General features: G+C 70.5%; 16 protein-coding genes. 7 read left to right on the forward strand and 9 right to left on the reverse strand.

Features of this window, described 5'->3' with window-relative positions:
• Positions 1-27 precede the first annotated feature (27 nt).
• The 4 genes from OG766_RS25335 (at position 28) to OG766_RS25350 (ending at position 2723) form a co-directional block, all read left to right on the forward strand.
• Positions 28-1359 carry a hypothetical protein gene (locus tag OG766_RS25335; RefSeq protein ID WP_266383690.1) on the forward strand — a complete coding sequence of 444 codons (1332 nt, stop codon included), beginning with the start codon at positions 28-30 and terminating at the stop codon, positions 1357-1359.
• Positions 1359-1631 carry a DUF1876 domain-containing protein gene (locus OG766_RS25340; protein ID WP_266383692.1) on the forward strand — a complete coding sequence of 91 codons (273 nt, stop codon included), beginning with the start codon at positions 1359-1361 and terminating at the stop codon, positions 1629-1631. The genes OG766_RS25335 and OG766_RS25340 overlap by 1 nt, the downstream gene beginning before the upstream one ends.
• A 226-nt stretch (positions 1632-1857) precedes the next feature.
• Complete coding sequence (locus OG766_RS25345) at positions 1858-2373, forward strand: GNAT family N-acetyltransferase (protein WP_328726269.1); 516 nt, start codon at positions 1858-1860, stop codon at positions 2371-2373.
• Between the two features lie 74 nt (positions 2374-2447).
• A complete protein-coding gene (locus tag OG766_RS25350) occupies positions 2448-2723 on the forward strand; it encodes a DUF2087 domain-containing protein (RefSeq protein WP_328726270.1) in 276 nt (91 codons plus the stop codon).
• Between the two features lie 104 nt (positions 2724-2827).
• Here the strand turns inward: OG766_RS25350 and OG766_RS25355 are convergent, their stop codons facing one another.
• The gene (locus OG766_RS25355) at positions 2828-3436 is read right to left on the reverse strand and encodes a YceI family protein (protein WP_266383701.1); all 609 of its coding nucleotides are present in this window, start codon (positions 3434-3436) and stop codon (positions 2828-2830) included.
• A 254-nt stretch (positions 3437-3690) separates the two neighbouring features.
• Here OG766_RS25355 and OG766_RS25360 point away from each other — a divergent pair, with 254 nt between their 5' ends.
• From OG766_RS25360 to OG766_RS25370, 3 genes are all read left to right on the forward strand, one after another.
• Complete coding sequence (locus OG766_RS25360) at positions 3691-7530, forward strand: endo-alpha-N-acetylgalactosaminidase family protein (protein ID WP_328726271.1); 3840 nt, start codon at positions 3691-3693, stop codon at positions 7528-7530.
• Between the two features lie 563 nt (positions 7531-8093).
• The gene (locus OG766_RS25365) at positions 8094-9677 is read left to right on the forward strand and encodes an acyl-CoA carboxylase subunit beta (protein ID WP_266383707.1); all 1584 of its coding nucleotides are present in this window, start codon (positions 8094-8096) and stop codon (positions 9675-9677) included.
• A gap of 21 nt (positions 9678-9698) precedes the next feature.
• Positions 9699-9902, forward strand: coding sequence for an acyl-CoA carboxylase subunit epsilon (locus tag OG766_RS25370; RefSeq protein WP_266383710.1), 204 nt, complete (start codon positions 9699-9701; stop codon positions 9900-9902).
• A gap of 176 nt (positions 9903-10078) precedes the next feature.
• Here the strand turns inward: OG766_RS25370 and OG766_RS25375 are convergent, their stop codons facing one another.
• The 8 genes from OG766_RS25375 to OG766_RS25410 all read right to left on the reverse strand — a co-directional run bounded on the left by OG766_RS25375 (position 10079) and on the right by OG766_RS25410 (position 20481).
• Positions 10079-10660 (reverse strand): GTP-binding protein, encoded by a 582-nt coding sequence (locus OG766_RS25375; RefSeq protein ID WP_266383712.1) that lies wholly within the window; start codon positions 10658-10660, stop codon positions 10079-10081.
• Positions 10641-11207: a DUF742 domain-containing protein gene (locus OG766_RS25380; RefSeq protein ID WP_266383714.1), complete on the reverse strand. Its 567-nt coding sequence runs from the start codon at positions 11205-11207 to the stop codon at positions 10641-10643. Before OG766_RS25380 ends, OG766_RS25375 begins: the two co-directional genes overlap by 20 nt.
• A gap of 99 nt (positions 11208-11306) precedes the next feature.
• Positions 11307-11720 (reverse strand): roadblock/LC7 domain-containing protein, encoded by a 414-nt coding sequence (locus OG766_RS25385; protein ID WP_018551717.1) that lies wholly within the window; start codon positions 11718-11720, stop codon positions 11307-11309.
• A gap of 10 nt (positions 11721-11730) precedes the next feature.
• Complete coding sequence (locus OG766_RS25390; protein WP_266383716.1) at positions 11731-15000, reverse strand: sensor histidine kinase; 3270 nt, start codon at positions 14998-15000, stop codon at positions 11731-11733.
• Between the two features lie 337 nt (positions 15001-15337).
• Positions 15338-15919, reverse strand: a complete 582-nt coding sequence (locus tag OG766_RS25395) for a GTP-binding protein (RefSeq protein WP_266383718.1) — start codon at positions 15917-15919, stop codon at positions 15338-15340.
• Positions 15900-16307: a DUF742 domain-containing protein gene (locus OG766_RS25400; protein ID WP_266383720.1), complete on the reverse strand. Its 408-nt coding sequence runs from the start codon at positions 16305-16307 to the stop codon at positions 15900-15902. The genes OG766_RS25395 and OG766_RS25400 overlap by 20 nt, the downstream gene beginning before the upstream one ends.
• Positions 16308-16464: 157 nt before the next feature.
• Positions 16465-16878: a roadblock/LC7 domain-containing protein gene (locus OG766_RS25405; protein ID WP_266384487.1), complete on the reverse strand. Its 414-nt coding sequence runs from the start codon at positions 16876-16878 to the stop codon at positions 16465-16467.
• A 9-nt stretch (positions 16879-16887) separates the two neighbouring features.
• Positions 16888-20481 carry a sensor histidine kinase gene (locus tag OG766_RS25410; protein WP_328726272.1) on the reverse strand — a complete coding sequence of 1198 codons (3594 nt, stop codon included), beginning with the start codon at positions 20479-20481 and terminating at the stop codon, positions 16888-16890.
• Positions 20482-20969 lie beyond the last annotated feature (488 nt).

Genomic DNA, 20969 nt, shown 5'->3' on the forward strand with positions numbered 1-20969 from the left:
TCATGCCATTCGGGTAGCTTCGATGGTATGAGGACCAGGCCGTTCGCCCTGCTGTCTGCCCTCGCCGGGCTGACACTCTTCCTGCTGCTGGCCCTGGCCCCTGGCGCGGGCGCCAGGGCCACGGGCATCTCCGACGCGGCCGAGGCCCTGAAGCAGGGCCCGGTCTACGTCGATCCGGGGGCTCGCTCCCAGCTTTCCGAGGCCGACCAGAAGGCCCTCGCGCAGAAGATCGAGAACGCGGACAAGCCCGTGTTCATCGCCGTACTGCCCGAAGGCTCGCAGTTCCCCGCGGACAGCGTGCTGCGCGATCTGCGCACCGCGACGGGGATCACCGGGCTGTACGGAATCCGGCTCGGTGACGGCTTCGACGCGGGCGCGGACAGAAGCGTCATGCCCGCCAACGCCGTGCAGAACATCGTGTCCGGAGTGAAGGCGCCGGGCGTCGACGCCGCCACCCAGCTCGACAACTTCGTCGACCAGGCCCTCCCGACCGTCCGCGGCACCGCACCCTCCTCCTGGAGCAGCGGCTCCGAGGGCGGCGGTGCCTCCACCGGCTCGCTGATCGCGATCGGCACCGTCCTCGTCGCGGGCGGCGCCGGCGCCTACGCCCTGGTCCGCCGCGGCCGCCGCCGCAAGGCGGAGGAGGAGAGGGACGCGCTGGAGAAGCTGCGCGTCGTCGTCGACGAGGACATCACCGCGTACGGCGAGGAACTCGACCGGCTCGACTTCCACCCCTCCGAACGCGGCGCGGACGACGCGATGCGCGCCGACTACGAACGCGCCCTGGACTCGTACGAGGACGCCAAGTCCGCCATGGCGTCGGCCGAGCACCCGCACGACGTCCGCGGCGTCACCGAGGCACTGGAGGAAGGCCGCTACTCGCTCGCGGTCCTTTCCGCACGCCGCGAAGGCGCTCCGCTCCCCGAACGCCGGGCGCCGTGCTTCTTCGACCCGCGCCACGGACCTTCCACCACCGACATGACCTGGACCCCGTCCGGCGGTTCACCCCGCGAGGTCCCGGTCTGCGCCGCCGACGCGGTCCGTCTGCGGGACGGCGAGGACCCGCTCGGCCGCACCGTCGAGACCGAGTCCGGCCGCCGCCCGTACTGGGAGGCCGGTCCGGCCTACGGCCCCTGGGCCGGCGGCTACTACGGCGGCGGCCTGCTGCCGGGCCTGCTCGCGGGCACCCTGCTCGGCAGCGCACTGTCCACCCCCGCCTACGCGGCCGAGTACGGCGGCGGTGACTTCGGCGGCGGTGATGTCAGCGGCGGTGACTTCAGCTCCTCCGACTTCGGTGGCGGCGGCTTCGGCGGCGACTGGGGCGGCGGGGGCGGCTTCGACGGAGGCGGTGGCTTCTGATGCGCACCAAGAAATGGAACGTCGAGATCGTCATCACCGAGAACGACCGCACGACCCAGGCGGAGGCCCGGCTGCGGGGCCAGAACGCCGAACTCTTCGTCGGCGAGGGCACGGCCCACCGCAACCGCTCCGACCAGGACATCCCCCACATCGGCGACGAGCTGGCCGTGGCGCGTGCGCTGACCGGTGTGAGCCACTCGCTGCTGCACGAGGTGGCCTCGGAGATCGAGACCAGGACGGGCGAGCGCGTGGAGCGACTCCGGGAGGGATGACCGGACGGCTTCACGGCCCCGCAAATGTACGGCCCCGCAAAGCGAGTCGGACGGAATCCCGATCCGTTCGGTGACTCGCTGTGCGCGAAGCGTGACCAATATGGCGCGAACCTTCCTTGAGCCGGCCGGGTGGCGGCAAAAGACTTCTCCTGTGCCGGGGCGGGCAGTTGCCCGTACGGGGGTCCACGGCACTTCATCCGCATGCCCGATGTGAGGAAGTCCCCGTATGCCTGACGCCGGCGCTCGACGCACCGCACACCCGATCACGCTGACCGACGGCACCAGTACCCGGACCCGGGAGGTGACCCCTGACGATCTCGGGCCCGTCCAGGCGCTGCACCGCCGCTGCTCACCGGGCAGCCGCGCGCTGCGCTACCACTCGGGGAAGCCCGAGCTGTCCGCGGCGGGATGGCGGCTGCTGACCGACCCGGAGCGCGGCACCACCCTGGTCACCACCACCGCCCAGCGCATGGACCACATCATCGCCATGACCAACGTCATGCGTACCGACCGGCAGGGGGTGGGCGAGTTCGCCGTGCTGATCGAGGACGCGTGGCAGTCCAAGGGTCTGGGCACGGCACTGGCCGCGCACGCGGCCGATGTGGCCCGCCGGGACGGACATCACACCCTGACCGCGGCGGTCGCCGCCGGCAATGCGCCGATGCTCCATGTCCTGGAGAGACTCGACGCGCCGCCGGCCCACGCCTGCGGGCCGGTCCTGGACATCCACATACCGCTGTAGCGGGCACGCGCCCCTGGGGCACGCGCCGGGAAAACGCGTTGCGCGGCGCGGACCGGTGCAGGAGGCTTCCGGCCATGTCCGACAATGAATCCGGCGGATCGCAGGACGTGAGCGCCCTCTTCTCCCAGGGACGGCTCACGTCGATCCCCCGTAAGGCGGCGCGCCGTGAGCAGTTGCTCGTCCACCTGGCGCGGACCCTCTTCGAGCCCGACCGGGCGTACACCGAGCCCGAGGTCAACGACGCGCTCCGCACCGTCCACGACGACTGTTCGGCGTTGCGCCGCTATCTGGTCGAGGCGCACCTGCTGACCCGTACGCGGGACGGCGGCACCTACCGGCGGGCCGCGTAACCGCGCCGGGCGGCACCGTCGAACGCGCCGAACCCCCGTCCGGTCGGGACGGGGGTTCGCCGGCTGCCGTGGAGCCCGTGCTGTAGCCGTGGTGGGGCCTACGGTCAGGCAGCGGCCTTGATCGCGGAGATGTCGAAGTTCAGCTTCACCTTGTCGCTGACCATCACGCCGCCCGTCTCCAGCGCGGCGTTCCACGTCAGACCCCAGTGGGAGCGCAGGATCTCGGCGCTGCCCTCGAAGCCGACGCGCTCGTTGCCGTAGACGTCCGTCGCCACACCGTTGAACTCCAGGTCGATGGAGAGCGGGCGGGTGACGTCCTTGATGGTGAGGTCGCCGGTGATGCGGTACTTCTCGCCGCCCAGCTGCTCGGCCGAGGTCGAGCGGAACGACATCAGCGGGAAGGTCTCGACGTCGAAGAAGTCGCCGCTGCGCAGGTGGCCGTCACGGTCGGCGATACCGGTGTCGACGCTGGCGATCTTGACGTCGATGGCAGCGGTCGAGGAGGCCGGGTCGGAGCCGTCCAGTCGCAGCGTGCCCTCGTGCTCACCGAAGCTGCCGCGGACGTTGGTGACCATGGCGTGGCGGACGGTGAAGCCGATGCTGCTGTGGGCGGGGTCGATGGTGTAGTCACCGCTCAGCGCGGCGAGCGCGGGGTCCACCTCGCGCGGGGCGACGGCGGTGGTGGTCTCGTTCTTGCGGTTGAACAGGCCCATGACTTCTCCTCGTGGATGCTGTGGTCGGGCGGGGTGGTGGCCTTCCCGGCCACTCGTTGAACCTTCAACGACGACCACCATAGAGTCATTCCCGTTCAACGTTCAACATTTCCGTGGGATTTTTCCCGCTCTCCTCCGTGAGCGGATGGTCACACTCCGCCACTTGGACTAACGGACCGACGTTGTTGGACTGGCGGTGCCGCTGCCGTACGACTTCGTTGACCCCGCCCCGGCGCGGCCGCTACCCAGTCCCCATGTCGCTCATCAGAAGGCCCCGCACCGCCTGCGTGGTCGCCGCCGTCACGGCCGCCCTCATGGCGCCGACCGGGCCGGCCCTCGCGGTCCCCGGCCAGGTCCCGGCCGCCACCGCCGCCTCGCCGGTGCTCACCTCGGGGCAGCTCGCCGTCGCCGTCGCGGACGACTTCCCGCGCGTCCTGTCGTACACCGACCGCGCCACGGGCGCCCGTCTGCTCGGCAGCACCCGCCCCGTCACCGAGGTCACGCTCAACGGCACGGCCCACGCCGTGCGGCTCAAGGCCGCACCCGTCGTCCGGGGAGCCGCGGCGGCGTACACCCTGACGTTCCCCGGCCTCCCCGGCGTCGAGATCGACACGACCCTCTCCGTGGCCGGCCGGACCACCACCTTCAAGGTGACGGCCGTGCGCGACACCGAGGCGTTCCGGGTCGGGACCATCGACATTCCCGGGCACGACCTGGTCTCGGTGGGCAGTACGGACGACGGCGCCGCGACCGCGTTCACCCGGCTCGATCCCGACTCGACGAAGACCGCCGACGTCTTCGGCCGGGTCACGGACGAGACCCCGGCCGACGCCTCGCCCGTCGGCGCCTCGTACGCCCTCCTCAACACGGGCGCGCTGGCCGCCGCCGTCGAGTCCAACTCCAGCTACGACAAGCCCTCCGGCGCCACCGGCGGCGACGATGCCCGCTTCTGGCACCAGGCCCGCACGGCGGACGACGGATCCGTCCGCGTCGGCGTCTGGTCCGGGCAGTGGACCTACCGCGGCGACGGCGCCCCACGGCCCGAAAGCGGCAAGGACCTGCCGTGGGCCAAGGTCGTCGTCACTCCCGACGCCAACGCCGACGGAGAGACCGACTGGCAGGACGGCGCCGTCGCGTTCCGCACGATCGGTATCGAGGCGCCGGGCGGCGACGCCACGCCGGACCGGGTCGTCACCCACATCCCGTTCAACTTCGCCAGCCAGGCCACGCACCCGTTCCTGCGCACCCTCGACGACGTCAAGCGCGTCTCGCTCGCCACGGACGGACTCGGACAGCTGGCCGTGCTCAAGGGGTACGGCTCCGAAGGGCACGACTCCGCCCACCCCGACTACGGCGGCAACTACAACAAGCGCGCCGGCGGGCTCCAGGACCTCAACACGCTGCTGAAGGCCGGAAGGAAGTGGGGCGCGACCTTCGGCGTGCACGTCAACGCCACCGAGTCGTACCCGGAGGCCGGGAACTTCAGCGAGACCCTCGTCGACAGGACGAAGCCGGGCTGGAACTGGCTCAACCAGAGCTACTACATCGACCAGCGGCGTGACATCAACAGCGGCGACCTCGCCCGCAGGTTCCAGCAGCTGCGCGACGAGACCGACCCCAACCTCAGCCTGCTCTACATCGACGTCTACTACTCGCACGGCTGGATCGCCGACAAGACGATGCAGGCCGTGCAGAAGCAGGGCTGGAACGTCGCCACCGAGTGGGCCGACAAGTTCGAGCGGGCCTCGCTCTGGTCGCACTGGGCCAACGACCTGGACTACGGGGGCGCCACCAACAAGGGGCTCAACTCCCAGATCATCCGCTTCATCCGCAACGGCGAGAAGGACATCTGGAACAACCACCCGGTGCTCGGCCAGACGGCCCTGGAGGACTTCGAGGGCTGGACCGGGGAGACCGACTGGAATGCCTTCCACGCCAACATCTGGCAGCGGAACCTGCCCGCGAAGTTCCTGCAGCAGGAGCGGATCACCCGCTGGGAGGGCAATGACATCGCCTTCACCGGAGGGCTGCGGGGGACGGTCGAGGACGGCCGCCGCACGTTCCACGACCACGGGCGCAAGGTCCTCGACGGCGACCGCTATCTGCTGCCGTGGGACGGCGGGAAGAAGCTGTACCACTACAACAAGACCGGTGGCACCAGCAGTTGGGCCGTCCCCGGCACGGGCGGCTACACCGTGTACAAGCTCACCGACAACGGACGGGTGAAGGCCGGGACCGTACGCCCCGCCGACGGGAAGGTCACCCTCACCGCCGAGGCCGGACAGCCGTACGTCCTCTACCCGGACCGCGCACCCGCGCCGCGGGACGCCCTCTGGGGCGAGGGCGGCAAGGTCGAGGACCCCGGCTTCAACGACGCACGGCTCGGATCGTGGACGAAGACCGGCGCGGTCGCACGCGACACCGACGATCAGGGGCGCAACAGCGCCGAGCTGACCGGCCGGGCGGCCGCCTCGCTCGCCCAGCGGATCACCGGCCTCACGCCGGGCAAGCGGTACACCGCCTCCGCGTGGATCGAGGTCGAACCGGGAGCCTCACGCCGTACGGTCCTCTCCGCCGGCGGTCGGTCCGTCACCGTCGAACGCTCCACCGCCGAGAACATGGTCGCGGCCTCCGACTGGCACTCCACCTCCTTCCAGCGGGCCAAGGTCAACTTCACCGCCCCGGCCGGCGGCACCGTGACCCTGAGGATCGACGCCGCGCAGGGATCCCCGGCCGCGGTCCGGGTCGATGACGTCCGACTGATCGAGAACGCGCCCGCGGTCAAGGACGGCACGGTCGTGTACGAGGACTTCGAGGCCGTCGACCAGGGCTGGGGACCGTTCCTCAAGGGCGACGCCGGCGGCGTGACCGACCCGCGCACCCATGTCAGCCAGCTGCACGCCCCGTACACCCAGGCCGGGTGGAACGGGAAGGCGGTCGACGATGTGATCGGCGGCGCGGAGTCGCTGAAGGCGCACGACGAGAACAGCGGGCTGGTGTACCGGACCGCGCCGTGGACCGTGCCGATGAAGGACGGGCACACCTACCGGGTCGAGTACGACCACCAGTCGAGCCACGCGGGCGCGTACGAATGGGTCACCGGCTACGACCGGGCCACCGGGGGATCCGTGGAGACCCGCCGGACCCCGATCGGGGCCCAGCGGACCACCGGGCACTTCACCGAGACCGTCACGGCGGGCTGCGGGGACACCTGGACCGGGCTGCGGAAGCGCTCCGACGCCCCCGAAGGTGCCGACTTCGTGCTGGACGGCTTCACCGTGACCGACCTCGGGGCGGCCGGGGCGGCGCCGGCCTGCGGAACGCTGAGCGTGGCCGCGGCCGCCGAGACCCTGGAGCCGGGCCGCGGGAACGAGGTCGAGGCCGTCTTCACCAACGACGAGGCGAGCGCCGCCACGGACGTCTCGGTCGGCCTGGAGCTGCCCGCCGGATGGACGGCGGAGCCCGCGGGCCCGATCGCCTTCGCGTCGGTCGCACCGGGGGAGACGGCCACCGCCACCTGGCAGGTGACACCTCCCGTGGACGCCGAGTACCGGACGTACGAGCTGGGTTCGGCGGCCACGTACACCGTCTCCGGCGGCAGCCGTACGCTCGGCGCGAGGACGAGCGTGCGGACCCTGCCGCCACCGCCGGCCGCCGACACCTGGGCGAGTGATCTGGACTGGACCTCCGCGGAGAACGGCTGGGGACCGGTCGAGCGCGATCTCTCCAACGGGGAGACGGGCACCGGCGACGGCAGCCCCCTGAAGATCGGGGGGGTGGCCTACGCGAAGGGCCTCGGCACGCACGCCCCGGCGAAGGTCCGCTACTACCTGGGCGGCCGGTGCACCTCCCTCACGGCCGAGGTGGGTGTGGACGACGTCCAGACCTCCCGCGGCAGCGTGCAGTTCGCCGTGGCGGCGGACGGCGCGGAGAAGGTGAAGTCGCCGGTTCTGCGGGCCACGGACGCGGCGTGGCAGCTCACCGCGGACCTCACCGGCGCCCAGTATGTCGATCTGACGGTCAGCGACGGCGGCGACGGCAACGGCAACGACCACGCGGACTGGGGCGGCGCGCGCTTCCGCTGCGGCGGCTGACGGCCCGGCCGGGGTGTGGGGTGCCGTCAGGGCACCCCACACGCCCGTCCGGGCACGGGACCGATCCGGTGAACTCGTCGTACGTGTACATCCTCATGCCCGGGGCCTCCCGACAGGCCGTGGCCCACCGTGCCGCCGACCGGCACCGGCTGGAGATCCTCGACAATTCCGGCACCTGCCGGTCCGTCTCCGTCCCCCTCGCCCCGTCCCACCGCGGCGAACTTCCGGCAGCCCGCTACGGTGGGCGCGCACACCGTCACCGCCGCGGCGGGCGTGCTCGTACGCCGCCGGGCCCCGGCCGCTACCCTCCACATCGGCGAACCCATGCGTTCCGGGCCGCGTCCCGCGACTGCGCGTCACTTCGGGTACGGCAGGTGACGTACATGGCTGGGAGATGGCCATCGGTCGACGTCCTTGTTGGATCACGACAATTCGGTGGCCTGTTCAACTGGTACTTCGCCTGCAGCGCGGAACGGTTCTGTACGGGGCTGACAGCAGAACGGGCGCGAGACTGTACGGAGTCAACGGCAGGATTTCCTCGGTCTGCTCCGTAGGGTTCGTACATGACCGTTTTGGACGAGACCGCGGGCGAGCCGACCGACGCACGAGGGCGTGTGGCCGAGCTGCACGCCCTTCGCGAGCAGGCGCGGCGCGGACCCAGTGACCGTGCGACCGAGGCGCAGCACGCCAAGGGCAAGCTGACCGCGCGTGAGCGCATCGAGCTGCTGCTGGACGCGGGGTCGTTCCGTGAGGTCGAGCAACTGCGACGGCACCGGGCGTCGGGCTTCGGCCTGGAGTCGAAGAAGCCGTACACGGACGGTGTGATCACGGGCTGGGGCACGGTCGAGGGCCGTACGGTCTTCGTCTACGCGCACGACTTCCGGATCTTCGGCGGCGCGCTCGGCGAGGCTCACGCCACGAAGATCCACAAGATCATGGACATGGCCATCTCGGCCGGTGCCCCGCTGGTGTCGCTGAACGACGGCGCCGGCGCCCGCATCCAGGAGGGCGTCTCCGCCCTCGCGGGCTACGGCGGCATCTTCCAGCGCAACACCAGGGCCTCCGGTGTCATCCCGCAGATCAGCGTGATGCTCGGCCCGTGCGCGGGCGGCGCCGCCTACTCGCCGGCGCTGACGGACTTCGTGTTCATGGTCCGCGAGACCTCGCAGATGTTCATCACCGGCCCCGACGTGGTCAAGGCGGTCACCGGCGAGGAGATCACCCAGAACGGCCTCGGCGGCGCGGATGTGCACGCCGAGACGAGCGGCGTGGCGCACTTCGCGTACGACGACGAGGAGACCTGCATCGCGGAGGTCCGCTACCTCCTGTCGATGCTGCCCTCCAACAACCGCGAGAACCCGCCCCAGACGCACGGCGAGGACCCGGCCGACCGCCGCTCCGACGTGCTCCTGGACCTGGTCCCGGCGGACGGCAACCGTCCTTACGACATGCACAAGGTGATCGAGGAGATCGTCGACGACGGCGACTACCTGGAGATCCACGAGCGCTGGGCCCGCAACATCATCTGCGCCCTGGCCAGGCTCGACGGCCAGGTCGTCGGCATCGTCGCCAACCAGCCGCAGTCGCTGGCCGGTGTCCTCGACATCGAGGCGAGCGAGAAGTCCGCGCGCTTCGTCCAGATGTGCGACGCCTTCAACATCCCGATCATCACGCTGCTGGACGTGCCCGGCTTCCTGCCCGGCGTCGACCAGGAGCACGGCGGCATCATCCGCCACGGCGCGAAGCTGCTGTACGCGTACTGCAACGCGACCGTGCCGCGGATCTCGCTGATCCTGCGCAAGGCGTACGGCGGTGCGTACATCGTCATGGACTCCCAGTCCATCGGCGCCGACCTCACCTACGCCTGGCCGACGAACGAGATCGCCGTGATGGGCGCGGAGGGCGCGGCCAACGTCATCTTCCGCCGCCAGATCGCCGACGCCGAGGACCCCGAGGCCATGCGCTCCCGCATGGTCAAGGAGTACAAGGCCGAGCTCATGCATCCCTACTACGCCGCGGAGCGCGGCCTGGTCGACGACGTCATCGACCCGGCCGAGACGCGCGAGGTGCTCATCCGCTCCCTCGCCATGCTCCGCACGAAGCACGCCGACCTGCCGTCCCGCAAGCACGGCAACCCCCCGCAGTAACCCACGAGGAGAATGCTGCACATGACCATGCCCGCCGAATCCCTGCTCCGGGTCGAGAAGGGCCACGCCGACCCCGAGGAACTGGCCGCGATCACGGCCGTCCTCCTCGCCCGCGCCGCCGCGCAGCCGCAGGACGCGCCCGCGCACCGCGGCCGCAGCACCGCCGGGTGGCGCCGCCTGGAACGCCAGTCCGGCTTCCGCGCCCCTCACTCCTGGCAGGGCTGACGCCCTACCCGCCACCAAGGCCCCGCCGCCCCCACCAGGGGCGCCGGGGCCTTCGCGTACCCACCGCGCGCAAGCCCCGGCCTCTCCTGTCCACGCTCGGGAACGGGGAAGGCCCCGCACTCCGTGTGGAGTGCGGGGCCTTCCCGCGTACGGGACCGGTACGGCGACGGAGGCGGCTACCGCAGGCGCGCCATGAGTGCGTGCTCGACCAGGGTGATGAGCGCGCTCTTGGCGTCCGCGCGGTGGCGTGCGTCGGTGGTGATGATCGGGGCGTCGGGGCCGATCTGCAGCGCCTCGCGCACCTCGTCGGGCGTGTACGGCTGATGCCCCTCGAAGCCGTTGAGAGCCACGACGAAGGGCAGACCGCTGTTCTCGAAGTAGTCGACCGCGGGGAAGCAGTCGGCGAGTCTGCGGGTGTCGACGAGGACGACGGCGCCGATGGCACCGCGCACCAGGTCGTCCCACATGAACCAGAAGCGGTCCTGTCCGGGGGTGCCGAACAGGTACAGGATCAGGTCCTGGTCCAGGGTGATACGGCCGAAGTCCATGGCCACCGTGGTGGTGGTCTTGTCGCCGGTGTGGGTGAGGTCGTCGATGCCGGCCGACGCGGACGTCATCACGGCCTCGGTACGCAGCGGGTTGATCTCCGAGACGGCGCCGACGAACGTGGTCTTGCCCACGCCGAAGCCGCCCGCCACCACGATCTTCGCGCTGGTGGTTGAGCGGGCTGCACCGCCGCTAGAGCTTGCGAAGTCCACTGAGCACCCTTTCGAGCAGTGTCACGTCTGGCTGGCCGCCGGCGGCCTCGTCGCCGCCGGGCTGGTGGATGGCGACAAGTCCGGCCTCCGCCAGGTCGGCTACGAGGATCCGGGCGACGCCGAGGGGGATGGAGAGAAGTGCCGAGATCTCAGCGACCGACTTGATCTCGATGCACAGCCGGCAGATCCGCTGGTGCTCGGGCAACTGCCCTTGCAGCCGCGCGGGATCGGCCGTGGTGCTGACCAGCGCCTCGATGGCGAGCTGGTAACGCGGCCGGGTCCGGCCGCCGGTCATCGCGTACGGACGCACCAACGGGTTGTTGTTGCTCGACGCGGGTGCCGGCTCCGGTGCCCGCCGAGGAGCCACCGGCTGGATCCGGGGCCCCTGCGGCTGGTTGTAGGACGGGTCGTACGGCTGCTGCGGCCGCTGGTACGGCTGCGCACCGCCACCTCTGCTCGGTGCCGAGGGAAAGTTGAAGCGGTTCTGCCCCTGCTCACCCGGAGACTGGTGAGCACCGTCATATGGATGTCCTGGGGGTGTTGCCACTTTTCTCCTCCTCCGAGTGCCGTACGCCCGGTCCATGTCCCTGTGATACCGCGCCACCGCACCCTATGGTGCGGTGGCGGGAAACGCACTGCCGTTCTGCTAGTTGAGAAGACTTCCCTGGAGTTCGGCGCGCAGGTCCGGGGTGAGGACGCTGCCGGCACGATCGACCAGGAGCGCCATCTCGTAGCCCACGAGGCCGATGTCGGCATCGGGGTGGGCGAGCACGGCCAGTGAAGAGCCGTCCGAGACGGACATGATGAAGAGGAACCCGCGTTCCATCTCCACAACAGTCTGGTTGACCGCGCCGCCCTCGAAGATGCGGGAGGCGCCCGCGGTCAGCGAGGTCAGCCCGGACGCGACGGCCGCCAACTGGTCGGCACGATCACGCGGGAATCCCTCGGACATCGCCAGCAGGAGTCCGTCGGCGGAGACCACCACCGTGTGGGACACCCCAGGGGTGTTGTCCACAAAGTTGGTGATCAACCAGTTCAGATTCTGCGCCGCCTGGCTCATCGGGCTCACACTAACGCTCCTGGTTGTAGGTGCTACCCGGGCCGAAGCCCGATCCGTTCGTGTCCGTTCCCGCGCTGCGTCCCTGCTGGACACCGCGCCGCAGGTTGCTCAACCTGCCACGCACGTCCTCAGGGGCGCGGGACACCTGGGGTCCGCCCTGCGGGGTCTGCTCCGCCGTGCCCTCGACCAGGTTGGCCTTGGGAACGCGGCGGGGAAGGCCGGACGAGGTGACCCCACCCGCCTTGGGCTCCCGGAGCTTCTCGGCCCGCTGCCAGCGCTCGTCGTTCTTCGAGCGCCAGTCACCGGAGCCGTCGGCGTCCGTGTTTCCGCCCTGCGGGGTCTGGGGGGCCTGCGGGGCCTGGCCCGCCTGGCCGTTGCGGGCGTCGGCGGAGGACTGCCCCTGCTGGCCGCCGCCACGACGCGGCAGACCGGCGTTGGTCATCTGGTGACCGGTACCGGCGGCCGGGCCCGGACGCTCGAAGCCTACGCGCTCGGGGGCGTTCGCGGGAGCGGAGGGAGCAGATTCCGCATCCGCCCGGTACTCCGGCTCGTACGCACCCTGGTACGTGCCCTGATCCGTCCACTCTTCCTGGTGGGACTGGGGGGCGAAGGTGTCGTCGTACTGCGGCGCGGCACCCTGCGGAGCGTCGTACGCGGCCTCCGCATAGCCCTGCTCCTGGTGCTCCGGGTAGCCGCCGGAGGCCGGGAACCGACCGGTGTTGTCGTAACCGTTCTGCTCGTAGCCGCCCTGGCCGTAGCCGTTCGGCTCGTAGCCGTTCTGCTCGTACGCGGACTGCGGCTGCTGCGCGTAGCCCTGGTCGTACTGGGCCCCGGCGTAGTTCTCCTGCTCGCCGTACGGCTGCTCCGCCTCGTCGCGGAACAGCGGGCGGTCGCCGTGCGACTGCGCCTCGAGCGCGGCACGGCGCTCCTCGCGCATCAGCGAGCGGTTGACCGGGTCCAGCTGGCGGGGGTCCTCCGCGGGCTGGTCCTCGTAGCGGGAGTCGTCGAAGCCGAGCTCGGCCGCGGTGAGCATCGGGGCGGGCTCGAAGGACTGCTGCTGAGGGATCATCTGCGAGACCGTGAAGTCGTCGTTGGGGAGCGGTTCGCCACCGCCACCGTGGGTGATCGCGTCCGGGAGCATGACCAGGGAGGTCGTACCGGCCTGTTCACCCGAGGGGCGCAGCTGGACGCGGACGCCGTGCCGGTCGGCGAGGCGGCCGACCACGAAGAGGCCCATGCGCTGCGAGACGGCGGCGTCCACCGTCGGCGGGTTGGCCAGCTTGTGGTTGATGTCGGCGAAGTCCTCGGCGGTCAGGCCGATGCCCTTGTCGTGGATCTCGATCATGACCCGGCCGTCGGGCAGCCGGGTCGCGGTGACCCGGACCTTGGTCTGCGGCGAGGAGAACGTGGTGGCGTTCTCCAGCAGCTCGGCGAGGAGGTGCACGAGGTCGGTCACGGCCTGGCCGTGGATCTCGGTCTCCGGGACGCCGGTGAGCTCGATGCGCTCGTACGACTCCACCTCGGAGGAGGCGGCGCGGAGCACGTCCACCAGCGGGACCGGCTGGTTCCAGCGGCGGCCGGGCTCCTCGCCGGCGAGGACGAGGAGGTTCTCGCCGTTGCGGCGCATACGGGTCGCGAGGTGGTCCAGCTTGAAGAGGTTCTCCAGCTGGTCCGGGTCGGCCTCGTTGTTCTCCAGGTCGGTGATCAGGGTCAGCTGGCCCTCGATCAGCGACTGGTTGCGGCGCGACAGGTTGGTGAAGATCGCGTTGACGTTGCCACGGAGCAGGGCCTGCTCGGCGGCGAGCCGCACGGCCTCACGGTGGACCTGGTCGAAGGCGCGGGCGACCTCGCCGATCTCGTCCTTGCTGTCGATCGGGATCGGCTGGACGCGGGTGTCGACCCGGCCCGGCTCGGTACGCGACAGCTGGTCGACCAGCATCGGCAGGCGCTGCTCGGCGATGCCGAAGGCGGCGGTGCGCAGCTGGCGCATCGAGCGGCTCATCTGGCGGGCCACCATGCCGGCCAGGATGAACGCGGCGAGCAGCGCGATGATGACGATCAGACCGTTGACGATGGCGTCGGTCTTGGCCTCGTCGGAGATCCGGGCCGCCTCGGCGACGGACCGGTCGACGAGGTTCTTCTCGATCTCGGTGTAGCCCTCGAACTTGGCGGTGGAGGCCGGCAGCCAGACGTCCGGGATCACGCCCTTCTCGGCGAGTTCCTCGGGCCCGGCACCGGTGCCGATCGCGCCGACCATGCCGTCGAGGATGGAGCCGTTCTCGGCCTTCGGCGGACGCGTGAACTTCACGTCCGCGGCGGCGGCCTGGGCCGCGGCGGCGTCCAGCTTCTTCTGGCCGGCCTCCGTCTTGCGGGCCATGACGTCCTTCAGCCTCTGGACGTCCTCGTCCGTGCCACCGGACTGGTACTCGCCGAGGGCGATGCCCTCCAGGTAGGCGTAGGAGGTGAAGGCGATCGTCTGGCCGGCCTTGATGTTCTTCTTCTCGTTCGGCCGGACGAGCAGTTCCACGCCGATGGAGCGCTGCAGGGACCCGGCGGCCTTGGCGAGCTGGATGGCGTACACCATGCGGCCGAAGCTGGTGATGTTGCCGGTGCCCAGGCCGAGCTCGTTGGAGAACTCCATCAGGTAGTGATGGACGAGCGTGTAGCTCTCCTGGGTGGCGACCGGTCCGCGCTTGTCGTCGGTGGGGTCGTTCGCGTTGCCCTCGGACTTCGTCGCCGTCTCGAAGCGCTCCGTGTACGCGACCTGGCGGAGGTTCTGCAGGGCCGGCTCAGCGGCACGGAAGAGCTTGAGGCGCCGCTCCATGCCCTGCTTCTCCGGCATGTCCTTGACGGCCTCGTCGAACTTCTTCTTGGCGGCGTCCGTGATGGCACGCGGGCCGGCGACCCCCGGGTCGCTCGCGCCCTTGCCCTCGAGGAGCGGCTTGGCGGTGAGGTCGCGCTCGTTGAGCAGGGCCTGGCCGTACTCCGAGGCGGCGCGCACGACGAGCGCCGTCTTCTCGGCGTCCTGAGCCTCGTTCCAGGTGTCGATCGACCCCTTCACCTGGAAGCCGCCCATGACGAGGCCGACCAGCGCGGGTATGAGGAGGATCGCGTTCAGCCGGGTCGGCACACGCCAGTTGCGCGGGGACAGCCTGCTGGAGCTGCCACTGGTGGGGGGCGCCACGGGCTGCACATCCGCAGGCGACGCCGCTGCACGCGGGGGCGGGGTGAAGTTGCCCCGCGCCATCTGCTCTGCGGAGCTCGTTTTGCTTCGCCTCACTCGACCAACAACCTCTCGGCGTCGGCACCTACGTTGTGCCGATTATTGTTCAGGGCCGTACTACTCACGAGTTCGTTGATTTCAGCACGCCGAGCGGGTCCGTTCCAAACAGCGGGAACTGGCCGTTCCGAGTGCTCCAGGCCTCAGATAAAACGGGCATAAAGAGCGAGCCCCGTCAAATGGAGGGGCCTTTGTGAGCGCAGTGGTACCAGCCGGATGCGTCGGGTGTCCGAGCCCGGAGAATTCTCTGTCGAAACGTTATGAACATGGAGGCGGACCGTGTCAAAGGACACGGCCCGCTTCGCACACGTCTACGACAACTGGCGTACGGCCACTTCTACTTGAGACGTGCCATGAGTGCGTGCTCGACCAGGGTGATCAGCGCGCTCTTGGCGTCCGCGCGGTGGCGTGCGTCGGTGGTGATGATCGGTGCGTCGGAACCGATCTGCAGCGCCTCGCGCACCTCGTCGGGCGTGTACGGCTGATGCCCCTCGAAGCCGTTCAGAGCCACGACGAAGGGCAGACCGCTGTTCTCGAAGTAGTCCACCGCGGGGAAGCAGTCCGCGAGTCTGCGGGTGTCCACGAGAACGACGGCGCCGATGGCACCGCGCACCAGGTCGTCCCACATGAACCAGAAGCGGTCCTGTCCGGGCGTGCCGAACAGGTACAGGATCAGGTCCTGGTCCAGGGTGATACGGCCGAAGTCCATGGCCACCGTGGTGGTGGTCTTGCCCCCGGTGTGGGTCAGGTCGTCGATGCCGGCCGACGCGGACGTCATGACCGCCTCGGTACGCAGCGGGTTGATCTCCGAGACGGCGCCGACGAACGTGGTCTTGCCCACGCCGAAACCGCCCGCCACCACGATCTTCGCGCTGGTGGTCGACCGGGCCGCACCGCCGCTAGAGCTTGCGAAGTCCACTGAGCACCCTTTCGAGCAGTGTCACGTCCGGCGTGCCGCCGGCCTCTCCGTTGCCCGGCTGGTGGATCGCCACCATGCCGGCCTCCGCCAGGTCCGCCACCAGGATCCGCGCCACCCCGAGCGGCATCGACAGCAGGGCCGACACCTCGGCCACGGACTTGACCTCCCGGCAGAGGTGGCAGATCCGCTGGTGCTCGGGCAGGAGCGTCGAGAGGTGCGCCGGGTCGGCCGTGGTGCTGACCAGCGCCTCGATGGCGAGCTGGTAACGCGGCCGGGTCCGGCCGCCGGTCATCGCATAAGGACGCACCAGCGGCTGGTCGCCCTCATATCCGTAGTCGGTGTCCACGGGGACACCGTACGGATCGTGAGAGGCGGGGGGCGGGGTCATGAATCCTCCGGGCGTGACAGCAAGTGGTCGGCTGTGCCGTCTGAGTGGGCCGGTGGGGGGCCGGGTGAGGCGGCCTGACGGTATGGACGTATGAGGGGGCTACCCCGTGGGGTGTGCCTTGGGGCGCACACCCCGGGGGCGGGCTTGCTGAGGGCTCCTAGTGGAGCAGACTCCCCTGGAGCTCGGCGCGCAGGTCCGGGGTGAGGACCGTGCCGGCACGATCGACCAGGAGAGCCATCTCGTAGCCCACCAGACCGATGTCGCAGTCCGGGTGGGCGAGCACGGCGAGCGAGGAGCCGTCCGAGACGGACATGATGAAGAGGAACCCGCGTTCCATCTCCACCACGGTCTGGTTGACCGGGCCCCCCTCGAAGATCCGGGACGCCCCCGCGGTCAGCGAGGTCAGGCCGGATGCCACCGCCGCCAGCTGGTCGGCGCGGTCACGCGGAAACCCCTCGGACATCGCCAGCAGCAGACCATCGGCGGAGACCACCACCGTGTGCGACACCCCAGGGGTGTTGTCCACGAAATTGGTGATCAACCAGTTCAGATTCTGCGCCGCCTGGCTCATCGGGCTCAACTATCGCTCCTGCTGGTGAGTGGGGCCGACGTTGAAGCTGCCGGTGGTACCGGAGCTGCCCGCCTGACGACCCTGCTGGATGCCCCGACGGAGGTTGGTCAGCCGGCCCCGTACGTCATCAGGGGCACGGGAGACCTGCGGACCGGACTGGTGGGTCGGCTCCTGGGCGGTACCCGGCACCAGATTGGCGCGCGGCACCCGACGGGGCAGACCCGAGGTGGTGATACCGCCGGCCGCGGGCTTGCGCACCCGCTCGGCCTGGCGCACCAGCTCGTCGTTGGGCGAGGTGCGCCAGGAAGCGGCACTCGCGTTGTGCTGACCGGTCTGGCCGGACTGGCCCGCGGGAGGGGCGGCCGGACGGCGCGGCGGCGCCGGCGGAGCAGGACGCCCGGCGGGCGGCTGCTGCGGCGCGGCAGGGGCCTGCGGGGCCCCGTTCGCCTGACCGCCCTGGCCCTGGTGGAACCAGTTCGTCTCCAGCGTGTCGTACAGCGGCGTACGGCCGTCACCGGGGCCCGCCGGCGGCAGCGCCTCGGGCTGCGGCTGCGCGGGCAGACTGCCGACGGGCGGACGCGGTGCGGCGTAGCCGGCGCCACCCTGGCGCTGGTGCTGGCCTCCCTGCTGCCCCTGACCCTGTTGGGGCGTGGGCGGACGCTGGCCGCCGCCCCCGTAGCCTCCGGCAGGGCGCTGAGGAGCACTGCCGAAGTCCGGGCGGGCGAACTGCTCCGTGGCCGCCGGGTCCTGGGCACCGGGCCGCGGACCGTTGTAGTCGGGCCTGGCGAACTGCTCGGTGGCACCGGGACCCTGCCGGTCGCCCGCCGCGCCCGTCGGGCGGGCGTACTGACCGGTGGAATCGTGCTCCTCGTGACCGCGCGGCGCGTCCATCGAGGAACGCGACTGCGGGGCCGACGGCTGCTCGTTGCCCCAGCTGGTGCTCTGCGGGCGCTGCTGCTGACCGCCGCCGGGAAGCTCGCCACGCGGGGTACCGGCCGGCGGCAGCTGCTGTCCGCGGTCGCCGCCCGTCCGGGCGGTGTGCCGACCGGAGTTGCGGCCCCGTCCACGGTCCTGTGCACCGGGCGCCTGCGGAGCCGCCGGACGGCCACGGCCGCTGTCGGCACCGAACGCATTCGCGGGAGCGCCGCCCTGGCGGGAGAAGTCCTGCTGTGCGGAGTCCTGACCCATGCCGCCCTGCTGCGGGCCGCCCTGGAACGGGGCGCCGTCCCGCGGGGGAAGCGCCGCACGCGGAGCCGATCCCGCACCGACCTGGCCGCGCTGCCCACCGGGACCACCGGAGCCGGCCGAAGGACCGCCGCCGAGCCCCGGACGGCCGCCTGCCGCACCGGGACCGCCGGTCAGACCGCGTCCGCCGCCACCGGCACCCGACGGCACCTGCGAGTTGCCGTTCTGAGCGCCGGCGCCGGGCTTGGCCGGGGGCTTCTTGCCGCCCTGGGCGACATCGACGGGGAGCATGACCAGCGCGGTCGTACCACCGGAGTCGGAGGGACGGAGCTGGATACGGATGCCGTGCCGCAGGGACAGGCGGCCGACCACGAACAGACCCATGCGGCGGGAGACGGAGACGTCCACGGTGGGCGGCGACGCCAGCCGCTCGTTGATCGCGGCGAGGTCCTCGGGGGAGAGGCCGATGCCGGTGTCGTGGATCTCGACGAGGACGCGTCCGTCCGGCAGCGCGTGACCGGTCACGCGGACCTTGGTCTGCGGCGAGGAGAACGACGTCGCGTTCTCCAGTAGCTCGGCGAGGAGGTGCACGAGGTCGTTGACGACCCGGCCGGCGACCTCGGTACCCGGGACGGCGGCCAGTTCGATGCGCTCGTACTGCTCCACCTCGGAGGCGGCGGCACGGAGCACGTCGACGAGCGGGACGGGCCGGGTCCAGCGGCGGCCCGGCTCCTCGCCCGCGAGGACGAGGAGGTTCTCACCGTTACGGCGCATACGGGTCGCGAGGTGGTCCAGCTTGAAGAGGGAGGACAGCTGGTCCGGGTCGGCCTCGCGCGACTCCAGCTCGGAGATCAGCGACAGCTGACGCTGGATGAGACCCTGCGAACGACGCGACAGGTTGGTGAACATCGCGTTGACGTTGCCACGGAGCAGGGCCTGCTCGGCGGCGAGGCGGACCGCCTCACGGTGCACGTCGTCGAAGGCCGCGGCCACCTTGCCGATCTCGTCCCGGGAGTGCACACCGACGGACTCGACCGTGGTGTCGACGTCCTGCGGGTCGGACTCGGACAACTGCTTGACCAGCTCGGGAAGCCGGTCCTGGGCGACCTTGGTGGCGGTGTCCTGCAGCCGGCGCAGCGAGCGGATCATGGACCGGGCCACGACGAAGGCGCCGACGAGCGAGACGCCGAGCACGAGCAGGATCAGCGCACCGTTGATGATGGCGTCCTGCTGCGACTCCTGCTTGAGCTCGCGGGCCTTGCTCTCCATCTCACCGAGAAGCGTCTTCTCGATGGTGTTCATGGCGTCGATCTTGGTGTCGGCCTTGTCGGTCCAGTCCTTGTAGGTGCGGCGATCCACACCCGCCAGGCCGTTCGGCCTGTTGAGCACGCGGTTCGCGTAGTCGTTCGCGTCCTCGATCTCGGAGTTGCCGTCCACCAGCGGGGCGGTCAGATCCTCCGCGTTGCCGCCGAGCGAGGCGTAGATGCGCTTGAACGAGGCGAGCGACTGCTTCTCGTTCTGCGCGGCGTCGTCACCGGTGAGACGGTCGTTCTCGTTCATGCTGCCGTCGGTCTTGGTGTCCGCCGGCAGGGCGGCGGCGATGATCGCGCGCTGGATGGACGCGTACTCCTTGGCGGCCGAGAACGCCGCCAGCGCACGCGTGCGCTTGATCATCTCCGGGTTGCTGGTCGCCTGGGCCATGTCCTGGGACAGGGTGAGGAGCGACTCGATCAGCCGGTTGTACCGGCTGATCGTCTGCGTGGTCGAGCCGACGCCGCCGCTCTCGGCGTAGGCGGTGCCACGGATCGTGGCGATCGTGTTGACCTGCTGGGCGATCTGGCTGACGTTGGAGTGGATGCTCTCCAGCGCCTCGTCACCCGTGGTGTCGCCGATGTCGACGGCCGCGTCGAGGAAGGCCCTCTTCTTGCGGTCCGTGTCCCTACGGGGGTTGTCGACCTCGAAGCGGCTGGCGGGGACGCCATGGTTCAGCGGGCCCGCCGCGTGGTCGCGCTCCTCCTGGAGCGCCTCGGCGAGGGCCGTGGCTTCCTTGGTCAGCTTCGTCAGCAGCTGCATGTGGTTCAGCTGCTCGATGTCGTCCATCGACTGGTTGATACGCAGTCCACCCAGCGTGGTCGCCGCGACGACGGGGAGGGTGAGCAGAGAGACCAGTCGGGTGCTGATGCGCCAGTTGCGCAGGGCTATTCGTGAGCCCGTGTCGGAAGGGCTCTTGGACTTGGGGCGATCCGCCGGCTCGGCGGTGGACGAAGCCGCGCCGGGGCGCGCTCCGCGGTCACCGGCGTCGCCGGCCTGGCCCTGGTTCTGGGTGTGCTGGGGCGAGGGGCCGCGGTCTGTCCCGACGCGCGGCTCCTGTTCAGCGGCAGCTTCCCCTTGGCCCTGGCGGGCCTGGGGACGCCCCATGCCATCCTTCTTGAAACGTCCCTGCACTAGCGTCGCAACCTCTGGACCAGGCGTCCCCCCGCAGAACGGCGGGACGGTGTCGGCGTCGTGGGGCGGTGGAGACGCCCCAAGTCGGTCGTGGAGTGACCGGCGCTTCTCCCCCTTCCGCCGCCACTCGGCGCAGCGTTGCGCCCCTGCGCGCCGGATGAAACCCGCGGCGGTGCGTGGAATTCCAGCACAGTGCCGGATCTCCAACAAGGGCCGTGTACCGGGCTGTGACCTGAGTGACACGTTGTGAGCGTCGTGTCACAACTCGTAGAAAGTGATTCTGGATGAATGGGGCATTCGGCGACGAGTCGCTTACGGGTGGGGGGTGTCCCAGTCGCCATGATCAGGAGCGGAATAGCGCGTTCAGGCGCGCAATGTCCGTTTCTGCGAGGGGTCTTGGTGGTCCGGAATGACGGAAATGCCTGTCGCTCCGTGAGCAAACTCACACGTAGATCGTTGGC

Source organism: Streptomyces sp. NBC_00259 (genome assembly GCF_036181745.1).
In the GTDB taxonomy this organism is placed as follows: Bacteria; Actinomycetota; Actinomycetes; order Streptomycetales; family Streptomycetaceae; genus Streptomyces; species Streptomyces pratisoli.

Bases quoted from the DNA above. Each gene is read 5' to 3' on its own strand.
- OG766_RS25400 (WP_266383720.1), bottom strand. From the start codon at position 16,307: ATGACCCCGCCCCCCGCCTCTCACGATCCGTACGGTGTCCCCGTGGAC.
- OG766_RS25335 (WP_266383690.1), top strand. From the start codon at position 28: ATGAGGACCAGGCCGTTCGCCCTGCTGTCTGCCCTCGCCGGGCTGACA.
- OG766_RS25350 (WP_328726270.1), top strand. From the start codon at position 2,448: ATGTCCGACAATGAATCCGGCGGATCGCAGGACGTGAGCGCCCTCTTC.
- OG766_RS25365 (WP_266383707.1), top strand. From the start codon at position 8,094: ATGACCGTTTTGGACGAGACCGCGGGCGAGCCGACCGACGCACGAGGG.
- OG766_RS25360 (WP_328726271.1), top strand. From the start codon at position 3,691: ATGTCGCTCATCAGAAGGCCCCGCACCGCCTGCGTGGTCGCCGCCGTC.
- OG766_RS25385 (WP_018551717.1), bottom strand. From the start codon at position 11,720: ATGAGCCAGGCGGCGCAGAATCTGAACTGGTTGATCACCAACTTTGTG.
- OG766_RS25345 (WP_328726269.1), top strand. From the start codon at position 1,858: ATGCCTGACGCCGGCGCTCGACGCACCGCACACCCGATCACGCTGACC.
- OG766_RS25370 (WP_266383710.1), top strand. From the start codon at position 9,699: ATGACCATGCCCGCCGAATCCCTGCTCCGGGTCGAGAAGGGCCACGCC.
- OG766_RS25340 (WP_266383692.1), top strand. From the start codon at position 1,359: ATGCGCACCAAGAAATGGAACGTCGAGATCGTCATCACCGAGAACGAC.
- OG766_RS25410 (WP_328726272.1), bottom strand. From the start codon at position 20,481: ATGGGGCGTCCCCAGGCCCGCCAGGGCCAAGGGGAAGCTGCCGCTGAA.
- OG766_RS25355 (WP_266383701.1), bottom strand. From the start codon at position 3,436: ATGGGCCTGTTCAACCGCAAGAACGAGACCACCACCGCCGTCGCCCCG.
- OG766_RS25405 (WP_266384487.1), bottom strand. From the start codon at position 16,878: ATGAGCCAGGCGGCGCAGAATCTGAACTGGTTGATCACCAATTTCGTG.